Raw genomic sequence first — 15,275 nt, 5'->3', positions numbered from 1 at the left:
GGCGCCGAAGCGCCCTTCCGTCTCATGTAGCGCTGCGCTTACAGCGTGTGGCCGAAGGCCTTGCGATGCGCGTGATGCGTGGACGTCGATGCATGCGCGGCATGCCCATGCGTTTGGCCATGAGCGTGGCCCGGCTGCGCACCCGCACGATCGGCGATCGTGTCGGAGCGATCGGCGGCTCGCGCGAGGCCCTTGTCGCGGTCGCCCGCGCGGAAGCCGTTCGAGTTGCTGAGCGCTTGGCCGCTCATGTGGCCGCCGGACATGCCGCCCGCGTTGCCGCCGGAGCCGCCTGCGCCATGACCACCGCCGTTGCCGCCACCACCACCATTGCCGCCGGCCGCCGCATTCGCGGAGACGGCACCGAGTGCGAGCAGCGCGGCTGCCAGCACGGACAGATATCGTTGGGTTTTCATTATTGGCTCCCTGGAGCGCGTTCGAGTGATTGCATTCTACGAACGCGCGGTTTCCGTGCTGCTCGACGTTGTAAATGATCGTAACGGTGGGTGTGCGCAGCGCACATTCGTCAGATCAATTGGCCGGCGGGCGGCCGCATGGGCGAACTACGCGGCCGGCCGTCAGGAAATAGGCGTCATGCGATCACACTCCGCGTGTCGTCGTGATCGGGGTTCTCGTGAACCGGTCGCCGGGTTCAGTTCCAGCCGCCGCGCCAGCCGTCGCGGTCATGCCAGCGGCGCTCGCGCCACTCGTGCTCGCGCCATTCACGGCGGCGCCACTCGTGTTCGCGCCATTCGCGCGCACGCCAGTCGTCGTCACGGTAACCCACCGGCGCGTACATGACGGGCGGAGGCGGCGCCACATAGACCGGCTCCGGCGCCGCGTAGACGCCCGGCACGCCAATGCCGACCGACAGGTCGACGTGGGCCGATGCGGCGCCCGAAGCTGCCAGCGCCGCTACACCGAGAACTGCACCGAGAATAAGTTTCTTGCTCATCTCGCGACTCCCTGCACGTGTCGTGCTTCATGTGAATACGGTTCGGAGTCTAGGCATCCAGCGCCGACACAGGTGAAACCGGTCTGCGAGAGCGGTAACGGACGTTTACGGGTGACCGCAGAGCCTTACGGGACAAGGATGACGAGTGATTCGACACGCCGTTGCAACGGCGCGTCGAATTGATAAAGGCGGGAATTTTTGCCGGTTCGCGTGCCGGCGACGCGGGCAGCACGCGAACCGCACGCCGTGCGAGCGGTCCGCAACGACCCGACAACCCAACAACGTTATGCGCGGATATCGTCGACGCTGCGCAGCCAGTGCACGCTGAACAGGTTGTCCGCGTCGGTCCACACTGTGTCGGGCTCGAAGCCCGCACGCCGTGCGATCGCGTGGAAGCCGTCGATCGTGAACTTGTGCGAGTTCTCCGTGTGGATGCGCTCGCCGGCGTCGAAGCGGAACGCATGGCCGCGCACATGCACCGTCTGCGCGATATCGCTGACGAGATGCATCTCGATGCGCTGCCGCTCGCGATCGTAGAACGCGCAGTGCGAGAACGCGTCGAGATCGAAGTCCGCGCCGAGTTCCGCATTCGCACGGGCGAGCAGATTCAGGTTGAACTGCGCGGTCACGCCCTGCGCGTCGTTGTACGCGTCGTGCAGCGTGCGCTCGTCCTTCACGAGATCCGCGCCGACCAGCAGGCCGCCGCCGCGCAACAGCCGCGCGGCGTCGCGCAGGAACGCGTCGGCTTCCTCCGGCGAGAAGTTGCCGATCGTCGAGCCGGGGAAGAAGCCGATTCGACGGCGCGGCGTTTCGGTCAGCTCGGCCAGTTGTTCGGCCTTCGTGTAGTCGGCCGCGATCGGCGCGACGTCGAGCCACGGATAAGCGGCACGCAGCCGCGCCGCGGCGCCGTGCAGGTAGTCGGCCGAGATGTCGATCGGCACGTAGCGCGCCGGCGCGTTCGCGTAGTTGTCCGCGCATGCATCGAGCAGCACGCGGATCTTCTCGAGCGAACCCGCGCCGAATTCGACGATGTCCGCATGCGGGCCGACGCGACGCACGATTTCCGCCGCGCGATCGCGCAGGATGCCGAGCTCGGTACGCGTCGGGTAGTACTCGGGCAGTTCGCAGATGCGGTCGAACAGCGCGGAGCCGGCCGCATCGTAGAAGTATTTCGGCGAAATGCTGCGCGGCGTGCGCGACAGTCCGTCGATCAGGTCGCGCTCGAACGCGCTCGGCCGCGAATCGCGGGCGGGTTGCAGGCCACCGCTCGTGGCCGTCAGATCAGACGTCTCGCGCAAGTCGCACTCCCGTGAATTGCCAGCGCGCGGCCGGCGGAAAGAAATTGCGGTACGTCGGCCGTTCATGTCCCGGCGGCGTCGCGATGCTGCTACCACGCAGAACCTGCTGGCCGACCATGAACTTGCCGTTGTATTCGGCAGCTACCCCGGCGAGCGGCCGAAAGCCCGGGTACGGCTCGTAGGACGAACGCGTCCACTGCCACACGTGCCCGAGCATCTGCTGCATGCCGTCCGTGCCGAACGCGGCTTCCCATTCGAACTCCGTCGGCAGGCGTGCGCCGGCCCATTCCGCGTAGGCGGCCGCTTCGTAAAAGCTCACATGACACACGGGCGCATCGGGCGCGAGCGGCTCCACGCCATGCAGGCCGAACGCGCGCCATGCCTGTACGGTTGTTGCATCGCCGTCGTCGTCGGGAATCCAGTACGGGGGCGCCGACCACCCTTCCCGCTGCACCGTTGCCCAGCCGTCGGACAGCCAGTATTCGGGGCGTTCGTAGCCGCCATCAGCGATGAAGGCCGCGAATTCCGCATTCGTCACGAGACGGTTCGCGAGCTCGCACGGTCGCACGAGCGCCGTATGGCGCGGCCGTTCGTTGTCGAACGAGAACGCGTCGCCGTCGTGGCCGATCTCGACGAGTCCGCCCGGCTGATGCAGCCAGCGCAACGGGCCGGCGTCGCCCGCGGCCAATGCGGCGTGCGTGTCGGCACCGTTGCGCGGCCGGAATGCAGGCTTGAGCGGGTTGCACGAGAACGCATGCAGCATGTCCGTGACGATCAGCTCCTGATGCTGCTGCTCGTGATGCAGGCCCAGCTCGATCTCGGGTGCGATCGCGGCGAGCAACGCCGGATCGGCATCATCGAGCGCGCGCAGCATCGCTTCGTCGACGTACTGCCGGTACGCATGCACGTCATCGAGCGACGGACGCGTGAGCAGCCCGCGCTGCGGCCGCGGATGACGCGGGCCGAGCGCTTCGTAATAGGAATTGAAGAGGAACTGGAAGGCTGCGTCGAACGGCGCGTAGCCGGGCACGCGGCGCATCAGCACGACGGTTTCGAAGAACCAGGTCGTATGCGCGAGATGCCATTTCACCGGACTCGCGTCGGGCATCGACTGCACGGCCTGGTCTTCGGCGGATAGCGTCGCGGTCAGCGCGAGGCTATGGGCGCGCACGTCCTGGTAACGGCGCTGAAGCTGGGATGCAAGGAGGCTCATCGGTTTACCGTTCACGTCGCGATTCGCTGCGTTGCGTTGCCGGAAAAAGGAAAGCCTTGCGCTCGAATGCGCGCGGCTGACGTGCGACCTTCGTTGCTGCGTCGTCGGGCAGCCGGCGCGCGCGCCGGGCCGCTGATGCGGCATCACTTCTTCTGCCCGTGCAGAACAGTATGGGCCAGAAATGTGAACGTCGCGAATCGGATTTCGGGCGAAACAAAGGCGAAAGAAAAATGAAAGAATTTACCCCGTCTGGCTCGGCGGCATGACGAACCGTCGACGCCCGTCATGGCGGGGCTCGGCCACTCTAACGCAATGTGCATGCCTGCGCGTGCGCGCTACCGACGCCTCATGACAGCCATGCGGCGCAGATGAAAGGTCGATGGCGCGGCTTCGCCGGAGCAACGGCGTCATGCGCGCGATGTCGGATCCCGATCCGCACGCGGGTGTCGCGGGCATTGGCACCACGTTCGACCCCGCATGCTTCCCCGCCTTTGAAAATTTTTTGCGTCGATGTCACACGCGCGGGGTGCTCGCTCGTCATATCACCGGAACCCACACGATAGGAGAAGGAACCATGACTGCGAAACTCAATCCGTTTGCCGCCGCCCCCGCGCTGATGAAGAGCTGGATGACCGTGTCCGTTGCTGCTGCCGGGAGCCTCGAGCCGACGCTGATCGAGCTGGTCAAGATCCGCGCATCGCAGATCAACGCGTGTGCGAACTGCCTTAACATGCACACCGTCGAGGCGCGCGAGCAAGGCGAGACCGAGCAGCGCATCAACCTGCTGGCCGCCTGGCGCGAAGCGCCCTGCTACACCGACCGCGAACGCGCGGCGCTCGGCTGGACCGACGCGCTCACGCGGCTGTCGGAGGGCCACGGCGCGCATGAGGCCGCGTATGCGGCGCTGAACGACCACTTCAGCCAGGAGGAACAGGTGAAACTCACGCTGATGATCAACGTGATCAACGGCTGGAACCGGCTTGCCGTCGGCTTCGGGCTGTGGGTCGATCCGGCCGAAGCGAAGGCCGCGGCCGCGAAGATGGTGGCCTGATGACGAGCGTCGATCCGGCCACGGGCAGTGCCGAAGACCGGGCCGATGCAGCGGCGAGCTTCGACCCGCTGCGTCGCACGCTGATTCGCGTCGCGTACCGGATGCTCGGCTCCGTCGCGGACGCCGAGGACATGGTGCAGGAAGCGTTCATCCGCTGGATGGATGTCGATCGCACCGAGGTGCGCGTGCCCGAGGCGTTCCTGCGCCGCATGGTGATGCGCATGTGCCTCGATCAGCTGAAGTCCGCGCGGCACCAGCGCGAGACCTATATCGGCCCGTGGCTGCCCGAGCCGCTCGTCGAGGAAGATGAACAGGAGGACGTCACGCTGCCGCTGATGCTCGCGCTCGAACGGCTGTCGCCGCTGGAGCGCGCGGCGTTCCTGCTGCATGACGTGTTCGGCCTCGAGTTCGACGAGATCGCGACCACGATCCAGCGCGACCCGGCCGCATGCCGGCAGCTTGCCGCGCGCGCACGCACGCATGTGCGCGAAGCTCGGCCGCGGTTCCATGTCGAGAGGCAGCGCGGGATCGAGCTGGCCGAGGCATTCTTCACGGCGTCCCGCAGCGGCGACATGCGCGCGCTCGGCGCGATGCTCGCCGAGGACGTGAGCCTGCATTCGGACGGCGGCGGCAAGCGCACGGCCGCGGGCAAGCCGGTGTTCGGCTTCGAACGCGTGATGAAGGTGCACGAATACCTGGCCGAGCTGTTCACCACGCATGCGTCGAAACTCGTGCGTGCCGGGTTCATCAACGGGCTGCCGGGGTTCGTCACGCTGGAGGCCGACGGTGAGCTGCAGACGACCGCGCTCGACATCGACGACGGGAAGATCGTCGCGATCTATGTCGTGCGGAATCCTGATAAATTGAAGCATCTGCATTGAGGGTGGCCGGTGGGCGCGTTGCGCCCGCTATCCCTGCTCTGTGCCCTGCTTTGTCGATTGCCTGCTGCTTGCAGCGCGTGGATCCGCACGACGCATCGTGCACATGCATGCGCAGTTTCGGCCGCAAAAAGAAAAACGCCACGCGAGGTTGCCGCGTGGCGTTTGTATGTTTGGCGAGCCGGATTGCCTGTAGGCAATTCGCGCTGCCGGACCCCTTCATTTTGTTCGTTGGTAGGCTCGATTGGATTCGAACCAACGACCCCCACCATGTCAAGGTGGTGCTCTAACCAACTGAGCTACGAGCCTAAGAAGCCGCGAATTATAGAGAGGGTTTTGGAGGAGCACAAGCCCCTTCGTGAAAATTTTTTGAATCGGCGATGCCGCTTTGGGGGATTGTCCGGCGCTCGAGGCAAACCGCAATCGCATCCGGGTTCATCCTCACTGCGACGCCTCACCGAGTCGGAGCACGTTCCGTCATAATGGATTCGTCGCGAATCCTGGGCCGGGGTTGCGAACGACAATCAAAAGCAGGAACCGGCCCGTTCCGGTCACGGGGAACAGGCGCGCGTGATGCACGAACCGCTCGCCACAATGCACGGATCAGTAGCGCCTCGTGACGACGTAGACCGCAACGTACGCGTAACGATATCGGGGTGGGTATGGTCGCGCTCAATCTCGTGATTCCCTGCTTCAACGAAGAAGCCGTGTTGCCGGAGACCGTACGCCGGCTCACGATCCTGCTTGACCGGCTTAGCCGCGACGGCATCATCGACGAAGCAAGCGGTGTGACGTTCGTCGACGACGGTTCGCACGACCGGACCTGGTCGCTCATCGAAGGCTTCCATGCCGCCGATTCGCGTATCCATGGCCTCAAGCTGTCGCGCAACCACGGGCACCAGAATGCGTTGCTGGCCGGTCTCATGAAAGTGAACGGCGACGTGCTGATCAGTCTCGACGCCGATCTCCAGGACGACCTCGACGCAATCCCGCGCATGCTGGGCGAATACCACTCGGGCGCCGAGATCGTATTCGGCGTGCGACAGCGGCGCGACAGCGATGGCTTCTTCAAGCGCGTCAGCGCGCGCGGCTACTACCGGCTGCTGCGCCGCTTCGGCGTCGACATCTTGCCGGATCACGCGGACTTCCGCCTGATGAGCCGCCGGGCGATCGAAGAGTTGCGCGGCTTCCGCGAGGTCAATCTGTTCCTGCGCGGCATCGTGCCGTTGCTGGGCTTCCGTACCGCGATCGTCCACTACGACCGACAACCGCGCTTCGCCGGCGAGAGCAAGTATCCGTTGGCGAGGATGATCTTGCTCGCGTCGGACGGCGTCGCGTCGTTTTCGACGAAGCCGCTGCAATGGAGCGCGTACGTTGGCGCCCTGCTCGCGCTGGCCTCGACCCTGTGCGGCGTCTGGGCGCTGTCGATCCGGCTGTTTACCGACCGCTCGGTGCCCGGCTGGGCGTCCACCGTGATCCCGATGTACTTTCTCGGCGGCCTGCAGTTGCTGTTCCTCGGCGTGATCGGCGGCTATGTCGCGAAGATCTATTCGGAGACGAAGCAACGCCCGCGCTTCATCGTCGAGAAGACGCTATGACGGGCAATCGGTCCTGTAGCGCAACGATCCGGCACGCGGCCGGCGGCGGCGGTCTCACGCGGGGGCTCGTGCAATGGATGACAGCACGGTAAGCGGCCGCCTGCCGCGCGCGTGGCCGTATCGCGGAGCCGATCGCGCGTTGCGCGCATTGTTCGTTGCGACGGTCGCGGCGGCCGGTCTGCTGTTCTGGCTCGCGCCGCACCCGCCGATGGTCGATCTTCCGCAGCATGCGGCGCAGGTCGCCACGCTGCACGACATGCTGCGCGGCCAGTCGCCGTGGGCGCCATTGCTGCGGATCAATCTGTTTACGCCCTACCTGCTCGGCTATGGCGCGGCGGCCGCACTGTCGTTCGTGATGCCTGTCACTGCCGCATTCAAGGTCATGCTGACGCTGTCGTTCTACGGTTTCGTCGCCGCGTACGTCGCGCTGCGCCGGCGTCTCGGTACGGACCCGCGCCTCGACTGGCTGTGCGTGCCCGGGTTCTTCGGCTTCGCGTATGAATTCGGCCTCTATTCGTACCTGGTCGCCACGCCGGTCGCGATGGTCTTCCTCGCGCTCGCGCTCGACTATGCCGAGCAGCCGACCTTTCGCCGCGGCGCCGTGCTGGCGCTCGTGAATCTTGCGCTGTTTTTCTCGCACGGGCTGATCTTCGTGTTCGCGAACGCGATCGGCGGATTGTTCCTGCTCGTGCGCCGGCCCCGCACGTTTTCGCGCGCACTGCTCGCCGCGTGGCCGTATGCGGTGCTCGCGCTTGTCACGGTGCTGTACACGCTGTTGCATCGTGACGTCGATCTGGCGCCGATGTATCCGTTCACCGTGATCTGGACCATCAATCCACTGGCCCGAATACTTGCCGCCGTGTTCTATCCGTGGGGTATTACCCCCGACAACGGTTTACTGCTGGCCTTTCTGCTGATCGTCGCCGCACCGTTCCTGATGGCGTCGAAGGCAAACCGACACGTCACCGCCTATGTACCGGCGCTCGTCGTGACCATCGTCTGGTTCGGTGTGCCGCTGTTCGCGATCAACACGTTCTTCCTGTTTCCGCGCTTCGCGCTGTTCCTGTTGCCGTTCTATGCATTGATGTTTCGGGCACCCGTGCAGGCCGAATCGGGGCGAGCGGGTACGCCGTGGCTCGTGCTGATGACGCAGCTGATTCTTGCCGCGATCTGCGCCGGCTTCGTCGCGCAGCAAGGCGTGCGTGTGGTGCGCTTCGCCGAGGAGAGCGCTGATTTCGACGTGGTCGCCAACGCGATCGAACCGGCGCAGCGCGGCCTCGGGATCATCGTCGACCGGGCGAGCGTGGCCGCGGACAACCCGTTTGTCTACGAGAACTTTGCGGTCTGGTATCAGGCCGAGCATCGCGGATTCGTCGATTTCAATGCCGCGCGGTTCCCGCCGCAGATCGTCCGTTTTCGGCTCGACCAGTTGCCCGGCGTCGGGCCGTCCGACGTCTCGCCGTTGCCGCTATACCGGCACTTCAACTGGCAGCGGCACCAGGGGCGCTTGTACCGGTATTTTTTCGTCCGCGCCGAGACACCGCTGCCGGACGCGTTTTTCGCCAATCCGGACTGTCGCGTCGTGCGCGTGAAGACAGCGGGCGAATGGTCGGTGTATGAGAAGCAGGCTTGTCGGAGCGATTGATTGCACTGCCGTCACATGAGGTGCGTTGCGTCGCGCCACGCGACATGCACCGATCGCGCCATCGGGAGATTGCGATGCCACCTGGATTCATGGCGGACGACGCGCCGCGGCCGTATGACGAGACGTTCTACCGGTATCAGCGCGAAGGATCGGTACGATCCGCGCGCGGCGTACTGCCAGGCGTCAATGCAGTGCTGAGGCCTGCGAGCATCCTCGACGTCGGTTGCGGCGCCGGAGCATGGCTCAGTGTGCATCGCGAGTTCGGCGTGCAGGACTTCACCGGCATCGACGGCGACTATGTGGATCGTTCGGTGCTGATGTTCGACCCCGCCCGCTTCGTGCCGGCCGATATTTCGAAGCGCTTCGATCTCGGACGAGCGTTCGATCTCGTCCAGTGCCTTGAAGTCGGCGAGCACGTACCGAAGGCATCCAGCGAGGTACTCGTCGACAATCTCGTCCGGCATGGCAAACACGTGCTGTTTTCTGCCGCCGTGCCCGGCCAGGGCGGCGAAAACCACGTCAACGAGCAGCGCTACGAATTCTGGCGCGACCTGTTCGCGCGCCACGGCTACCAGCTGTTCGATTTCGTACGGCCGCTGATTGCGGCGGATACGCGCATCGAGCCGTGGTACCGCTACAACCTGCTCTTTTTCGTTGCCGCCGACGAAGTGGAACGGCTGCCGGACGCCATCAAACAACACCGCATTGACCGCCGTTCGAGCGTACCGGACGTATCGCCGCCCGGCTACAAGGCACGCAAGTTCATGCTGCGCTGGCTGCCGGTGCGCGCGAAGACCGGGATCGCCATTCTGAAGAGCCGCAAGGTCGCAAACCGATTGAAGCGCAACGAGGGAGACAGGTGAAACTCTCCGTCTACGTTCTCATTCTGGCTGGCGTATTCCTCGCGGCAACCGGTCAGATCGCGTTCAAGCTCGGCGCCGACGGACGCCACGCATTAGCTGAATTCATCAATGCGTGGGTCGCGCTCGGGTTGCTCTGCTACGGCGCGGGCACGGTGCTCTGGATCTTCGCGTTGAGCAAGGCCGGACTCACGGTCGTCTATCCGTTTACCGCACTCACGTTCGTGCTCGTCTTTCTGGCCGGAATCGTGTTCTTCAGCGAGCGCGTGTCGTATGCGCAATGGGGCGGCGTCGCGATGATCCTCGGCGGCCTGTACCTGATCGCCGTGGTTCGATAGAGGGCGGAATTGCGGCGCAACTTATCCACAGATCTCTCTGGATAACCATCTGGCAAGCCTCTGGATTCACAGTGGAACGATTGAGGATATGTCGGCGCGGCTGTGAATCGGCGAAAAGTTGTTCTGTGCTGCACAGAGCTTTGAGTGTGCATTGCCTGTGGTTATGCATTCCGCTTTGCGCTGGAAATTCAGGACGTTACGGTGGTTATCCACTGTGAGGCGGGGGGCTTGTTAACTATCACTACGTATGTATACGAACTCTGTTAACACCATTGGATAAGCACAGTCCGGCGACTGTGATCCGGGCAGGCCATGCACTGCGTGCAGCTAGCAGACAACCAAATCGACGGCCTGTGAGGCCTGCGGTCAACGTGCGAACGATCAGGTCTGTAGAATCGCCGGCATTCACGAGGCGACGAGTTGTCGACATGACATTGGCGATCCGGGTTGACTGGCAAAGCGGCGTGGTTCACGCCGACCGCGTGCGTATCGAGGTCGGCGGCGACGGGCGATTGAGTGAGGACGTTCGGCGCTTGTGTTCGCCGGTGCAGGCGTTGGAGAACGGTGCGGTGCGTTATCGCATATCGCAGAAGATCACCTTCGGTGGACACACGGGCGAATGCTTGATCGACATGGTCGAAGCGCGTCTGACGAGCGTGACGATCCTGTTCGATACGATTCGCTTCCTCGACGCGAGCATCACAGAGTCGAAGATCGTTCGGTCGATCGCGAAGGCGTCGGGACTGGCTGTGGTGAGCGCGCATCCCACAGAGGCGCGACTCGAGCCGTGTTCATGGGGCGTGGCGGAGTTTCGCTACGATCCCAGGCAAGGAGACTTGAGTTTGGAGATGAGATTTGGCCAAGTGCACCTTCAATGAACACGCCTGCTAATCAGCGCTCGTCGAGTTACCGCGAGATCGGTAATACCTAGGGGCAATATTGTTCGATTGCGTGGCACGGTACCAGTCAGTACGTGATCGAACGGATGTAAGCAGAGTGAATCGATCATGACATTCATGCAGTCGGCACTGTTGTGCGAAGACCTCGATGCGATCGTTCGTGACGAGTTGCGGCTTGGCAATGTTTTGCCGGAGTCTCCCGTACGTTCCGACTGGCCGACGAAGGGCGGCGTGTTCGCGGCATTGCGCGACGGTCTCCATCTGCACGCACTCACGTTGCCGCCGCATGTGCGGCACTCGATCTGCACCGATCCGCATTACGGATGGCACGACGAGTGTTTCTGCGAGCGGCACGGACAGTTGTTGGTGGCGGGGCGGACGAAGCCACCGAACTGCTGACGTATATACAGGGCCGTCAGATCGTGTGAGCCAGGCAATGGATGGGGACAAACGCCGCAAACCAGATCGAAAACGCTGTGGCACACTCGCGGCCGGTGTGCGTGGCGCGCTTCACGCTACGCGCAGACTCGACGTGTTCACTTGTTCGAGCCGCGGCTCATGTTGAAAAGATTGTTGATAATCCCGCACCGGAACCAATCAAAATGCTGTGCGACGAAAGGGTGAGCGCTCCGTATACGGAGAATTTCATCGCGCCATGAGGCCCTTGTGACATGGCTTCGAGCGTTTCGACGCATTGACTCGATCAAGAGGCGGACAATCGATCGCAGTAACGGTCCGGGTGTGGATATCCCGACGGCAAATTTACTCGAAACGCAGTGCGCCGCAGCGGTGAGCACAATTGACCGCGGCGGCTCAGGATGTGGATATCCAATCCGGAAGCCACTCGAAATCCTGTGAAGGAGGAAGGTGAGGGCGGCGACGTTCGATCAAGACATCAATCCGTCCGCCCGATGTGGATAACCGACGCCGAGTTGACTCCAAACGCTGTGCGCTTGAATGGGGAGTAGGCGTACCGATGATTGGCCGCCCGCATAATCAGGTACTCAGACGGCGCATCAGCGATGCCGGGCCTGCTAGGCCGCGCATCGTACCAGTCAAGTCTGCTGATCCAGCGCCTGTACGACCGCTTTCTCCCCGAGGCTCCCCGCCGGCCCCACCACCGCGAAGTTAATCCCGTTCACCGACCCATACCGCGCCAGCAACGACCCATCCACGCGTTGCCCGGCCGGCAGCAGCCGATGTTTCGATTCCGCTGGCCGGAGATAGAAGCTGAGCGTCCGTCCGGCGTTGTCCTCATAGAGCACCATCGCGGCCGCGGCCCCGCTGTCCGTCGTAAACAACCGCCCGCCAACCGGCCTGAACCCCGCCGCACTCAAATCCGGCAGCTTCGCCGACGCGCCCACGCGTCTGGTGAGCCACCCCTGCAAATCGCCCGCACTCGTCGGCCGGAAATCCACCTTCGCGACCTGATCGACCACCATCATCCGGTAAGCCTCGAGCGCATCGCTCATCGGCGCGATCGGCGGCGCCGCGTTCCACCCGCGCGCCTGCCACCCGCCGAACGTCCCGAGCCCGATACAGAACACGAACGAAGCCGCCATCGCGAACCGCATCCGCGAGCGCTCCGCACGCCGCGCACGAATCGCCGCCGGATCGAGTTCAGGATTCTCAGCCGGCATCCGCACACTCTCGAGCGCGGCCCGCAACCGCTGCGCATCCTGCTGCCAGCGCTTCACCTGTTCCGCACTCTTCGGATGCAGCGCGAGATATCGCTCGACCGCGGCACGCGCATCGTCGTCGAGCTGGCCGTCGACATAGGCCTGGAGATCGTGTTCGTCGGGACGGAGGTTGTTCATTTCATCAACCGGAGAGAAGGAGCGGGAAGCTCGCCGTCGCTGAGCTGGCGCAGCGCCTGACGCGCGCGGGAGAGTCGCGACATCACGGTGCCGATCGGCACGTCGAGCAGGTTGGCGACTTCCTGATACGTGAAGCCCTCGACCGCGACGAGCAGTAGCAGGCTGCGCTGCTCGTCGGACAGGCGGCCGAACGCTTCGAGCGTCGCACGCGCGGCCACCTCGCGTTCGGCCGACGGCCAGTGCAGCTCGTCGTCGTTACTAATGCGGCCGAGCAGCCACGCGTAACGCTTCGCGCTGCGTTTGCCGTCGAGAAACTGCCGGTAAAGGATCGTGAAGAGCCAGCTGCGCAGCGACGCGTCGTCGCGGCGGCTCGTCCAGCGCGACAGCGCGCGCTCGAGCGTCGACTGGACGAGATCGTCTGCCGCATGAACGTCGCGCGCCAGCCAGAGCGCGAAACGTCGCAGCCTGGGGATGAGTTCGCGCAACGCGTCGTCGTCGGGGGCGTTTTGGGGCATGGCCGGGGCGCTAGCCGATAAGCGTGGAGATTCCGCGTAGGACGCCGGTCGGCGCCGCTTATTCCGTCAGCATACGAAAAATTTCTTCATGGAATAAAGCGGCGCGTGCGGCGTCCTATGCCTGTTCGACAATGATCTGACGATCGGGAGTGCATCCATGAAGCAATCTTCCTCTTCTTCGCCGCCGCGCGAACCCGGGCGCGGGTGGTGGCGCTGGGCTGTGATTGGCGGCGCGGTGGCCGGCGTGACCGTGGCGTTCGGGTATGTCGGCGGTTGGCTCGCGCCGACGCGGCTGACCCCGCACCGAATCGTCGACGCGCTGCAGACGGCCGGCGGCGGCGCGCATCCGGGTTTCCGGCGCAATCACGCGAAGGGCGTGTGCGTGACCGGTTACTTCGAAAGCAACGGCGCCGCGAGCGCGTACTCGGTCGCGCCGTTCTTCAAGGCGGTGCGCACGCCCGTGGTCGGGCGGTTCGCGCTGCCGGGCGGGAACCCGTATGCGCCCGACAGCAGCGTGCCGATCCGCAGCCTTGCGCTGAAACTCACCGCACCGGACGGCCAGCAATGGCGGACCGGGATGAACGCGATGCCCGTGTTTCCGGTGGCGACGCCGAAGGCGTTCTACGCGCAGTTGCTCGCGACCCGGCCGGATCCGGCCACGGGCAAACCCGATCCGGCGAAGGTGAAGGCGTTTTTCGGCGCGCATCCGGAGACGGCTGCATTCCGCGCATGGGTGAAGGGTGCGAAGCCGAGCGCGAGCTACGTCACCGAAAGTTATTACGGGCTGAACGCGTTCTACTTCGTCGACGCAGCGGGCAAGCGCCAGGCGGTGCGGTGGCGCGTCGTGCCGGAGCAGACGGCCGGCGCCGGCGACGTCGCGACGGCCGCGGATCCGAACGTGTTGCAGCAGGACCTGACGCGTCGCATCGCGGACGGTGCGCAGAAGTGGAAGCTGCTGGTCACGCTGGCGGAGCCCGGCGATCCGGTGGACGACGCGACGAAGGTCTGGCCCGCGCAGCGCACGACGATCGACGCGGGCACGCTCGTGCTCGATCGCGTGGAGCCGCAGGACGGCGGGCCGTGCCGCGATGTGAATTACGACCCGACGGTACTGCCGCAGGGGATTCAGGTATCGGGGGATCCGTTGCTGGCGGCGCGATCGGCGGCGTATGCGGATTCGTATCTGCGCAGGACGAGTGAAGAGGCCGGCGTGGCCGGTGCGGCGCGGTTGAGTGCGGAGGGACGGTGATGAAGGCGACTACGACGTTTAGCTTGCCGGCGAGGGTGCTGCATTGGGTGATGGCCGCGATGATTCTCACGATGCTGTTTATCGGGGTGGGGATGGTGGCGTCCGTTTCCGAGCGGCATGATTTCCTGGTGGCCTTGCATAAGCCGCTGGGGGTTGCGGTGCTGGTACTGGTTTGTGTGCGGATCGTGGTGCGCTTCGTGTCGAAGCCGCCGGCGTTGCCCGCGGATCTGCCCGTCTGGCAGAAGGTGGCCGCGCATGGGTCGCATCTCGTGCTGTATGCGCTCATGGTTGCGATGCCGCTGATCGGCTGGGCGATGCTGTCGGCTGGCGGGTATCCGGTGACGCTGGGCGGCGGTGTGCAGTTGCCGGCACTGGTTTCGGCTGATCCGGTGGCGTTTGCCTGGCTCCGGGTCGCGCACCGGCTGCTGGCTTACCTGTTCTTCGCTACGTTCGTCGCGCACTTTGCGGCCGCGCTGTATCACGGCTTGATCCGGAGGGATGGAGTGGTGAGGGCGATGGTGGGGCGGTGAGCGACGGGAGGGTTGCGTTCGATGCGGCAGGGCTGTTCACGGGCTACCGAGGCAGCTTCTGCCGAGTCGCTTCTATAAGTATCGGGGGCGGCTCAACGGGCCTGCGGCACTGCTTGTAAAAAAATTTTCACAAAAGGGTTGCAGAGACGAGGGCGGGTGCATAGAATCACGCCTCTTTCGCGCTAACGGAAACGTAGCGCGGGGAGAAAGAAGGGAAGCGGTGCTATTAAGATTGGTTTTAGCGATCTCGGCGCACATTGAGTTGAATCCCAACCGTCGCAACGAATTAGTTAAATAAGTTGTTGACGAGTTGAAAAAAACACCTCATAATCTCGCTTCTCTGCTGCTGAAAACGCAGCGCTGCTGAGAAACAGAAGGTTTCTCGCAGAAATGCTCTTTAAAAATTAACAGCCGATAAGTGTGGGCGCTTGA

Annotated in this window: 16 protein-coding genes and 1 tRNA gene; 10 read left to right on the top strand and 7 right to left on the bottom strand. The window is 64.2% G+C overall.

The genetic code is table 11. From position 1 onward, the window contains the following. Positions 1-38: 38 nt before the first annotated feature. From ACVK00_RS26800 to egtB, 4 genes are all read right to left on the bottom strand, one after another. Positions 39-413: a hypothetical protein gene (locus tag ACVK00_RS26800; protein ID WP_284900558.1), complete on the bottom strand. Its 375-nt coding sequence runs from the start codon at positions 411-413 to the stop codon at positions 39-41. Positions 414-649: 236 nt separating this feature from the next. Further along, entirely contained in the window at positions 650-952 is a 303-nt protein-coding gene (locus ACVK00_RS26795) for a hypothetical protein (protein ID WP_284900560.1), read from the bottom strand. Between the two features lie 284 nt (positions 953-1,236). After that, positions 1,237-2,250: an L-histidine N(alpha)-methyltransferase gene (gene egtD / locus ACVK00_RS26790; protein WP_012362707.1), complete on the bottom strand. Its 1,014-nt coding sequence runs from the start codon at positions 2,248-2,250 to the stop codon at positions 1,237-1,239. Continuing rightward, positions 2,234-3,463, bottom strand: a complete 1,230-nt coding sequence (gene egtB, locus ACVK00_RS26785) for an ergothioneine biosynthesis protein EgtB (RefSeq protein ID WP_284900563.1) — start codon at positions 3,461-3,463, stop codon at positions 2,234-2,236. The genes egtD and egtB overlap by 17 nt, the downstream gene beginning before the upstream one ends. Positions 3,464-4,037: 574 nt before the next feature. Here egtB and ACVK00_RS26780 point away from each other — a divergent pair. After that, a complete protein-coding gene (locus ACVK00_RS26780) occupies positions 4,038-4,514 on the top strand; it encodes a carboxymuconolactone decarboxylase family protein (RefSeq protein WP_124663878.1) in 477 nt (158 codons plus the stop codon). Further along, positions 4,514-5,395, top strand: coding sequence for a sigma-70 family RNA polymerase sigma factor (locus ACVK00_RS26775; RefSeq protein ID WP_284900568.1), 882 nt, complete (start codon positions 4,514-4,516; stop codon positions 5,393-5,395). Before ACVK00_RS26780 ends, ACVK00_RS26775 begins: the two co-directional genes overlap by 1 nt. A gap of 229 nt (positions 5,396-5,624) precedes the next feature. Here ACVK00_RS26775 and ACVK00_RS26770 read toward each other — a convergent pair. Then, a tRNA-Val gene (locus ACVK00_RS26770) sits at positions 5,625-5,701 on the bottom strand. Positions 5,702-6,054: 353 nt separating this feature from the next. Between ACVK00_RS26770 and ACVK00_RS26765 the strand changes: the two genes are divergently transcribed. The 6 genes from ACVK00_RS26765 to ACVK00_RS26740 all read left to right on the top strand — a co-directional run bounded on the left by ACVK00_RS26765 (position 6,055) and on the right by ACVK00_RS26740 (position 11,131). Further along, the gene (locus tag ACVK00_RS26765) at positions 6,055-6,990 is read left to right on the top strand and encodes a glycosyltransferase family 2 protein (protein WP_284900570.1); all 936 of its coding nucleotides are present in this window, start codon (positions 6,055-6,057) and stop codon (positions 6,988-6,990) included. A 73-nt stretch (positions 6,991-7,063) separates the two neighbouring features. Then, complete coding sequence (locus tag ACVK00_RS26760; RefSeq protein WP_284900572.1) at positions 7,064-8,635, top strand: glycosyltransferase family protein; 1,572 nt, start codon at positions 7,064-7,066, stop codon at positions 8,633-8,635. Positions 8,636-8,724: 89 nt separating this feature from the next. After that, entirely contained in the window at positions 8,725-9,498 is a 774-nt protein-coding gene (locus ACVK00_RS26755; protein WP_284900575.1) for a methyltransferase domain-containing protein, read from the top strand. Further along, positions 9,495-9,833: an EamA family transporter gene (locus ACVK00_RS26750; protein WP_006750400.1), complete on the top strand. Its 339-nt coding sequence runs from the start codon at positions 9,495-9,497 to the stop codon at positions 9,831-9,833. Before ACVK00_RS26755 ends, ACVK00_RS26750 begins: the two co-directional genes overlap by 4 nt. 428 nt (positions 9,834-10,261) lie before the next feature. Then, entirely contained in the window at positions 10,262-10,711 is a 450-nt protein-coding gene (locus ACVK00_RS26745; RefSeq protein WP_284900578.1) for a hypothetical protein, read from the top strand. Between the two features lie 129 nt (positions 10,712-10,840). Beyond that, positions 10,841-11,131 (top strand): hypothetical protein, encoded by a 291-nt coding sequence (locus ACVK00_RS26740; protein WP_284900581.1) that lies wholly within the window; start codon positions 10,841-10,843, stop codon positions 11,129-11,131. Positions 11,132-11,787: 656 nt separating this feature from the next. On the opposite strand, the gene ACVK00_RS26735 is transcribed toward ACVK00_RS26740, so the two are convergent. Beyond that, on the bottom strand, positions 11,788-12,549 hold the full coding sequence (locus ACVK00_RS26735; protein ID WP_284900584.1) for an anti-sigma factor family protein: 762 nt from the start codon (positions 12,547-12,549) through the stop codon (positions 11,788-11,790). Further along, positions 12,546-13,064, bottom strand: a complete 519-nt coding sequence (locus ACVK00_RS26730; RefSeq protein WP_284900587.1) for a sigma-70 family RNA polymerase sigma factor — start codon at positions 13,062-13,064, stop codon at positions 12,546-12,548. Before ACVK00_RS26730 ends, ACVK00_RS26735 begins: the two co-directional genes overlap by 4 nt. Before the next feature lie 157 nt (positions 13,065-13,221). Between ACVK00_RS26730 and ACVK00_RS26725 the strand changes: the two genes are divergently transcribed. Both ACVK00_RS26725 and ACVK00_RS26720 read left to right on the top strand, forming a co-directional pair. Next, a complete protein-coding gene (locus ACVK00_RS26725) occupies positions 13,222-14,313 on the top strand; it encodes a catalase family peroxidase (protein WP_284900589.1) in 1,092 nt (363 codons plus the stop codon). Next, a complete protein-coding gene (locus ACVK00_RS26720; protein WP_011655548.1) occupies positions 14,313-14,843 on the top strand; it encodes a cytochrome b in 531 nt (176 codons plus the stop codon). The genes ACVK00_RS26725 and ACVK00_RS26720 overlap by 1 nt, the downstream gene beginning before the upstream one ends. The last annotated feature ends 432 nt before the right edge of the window (positions 14,844-15,275 follow it).

Source organism: Burkholderia sp. PvR073 (assembly GCF_054055695.1).
The sequence above is the reverse complement of the archived record's forward strand: the minus strand, read 5'-3'. Positions and strand labels throughout refer to the sequence as shown.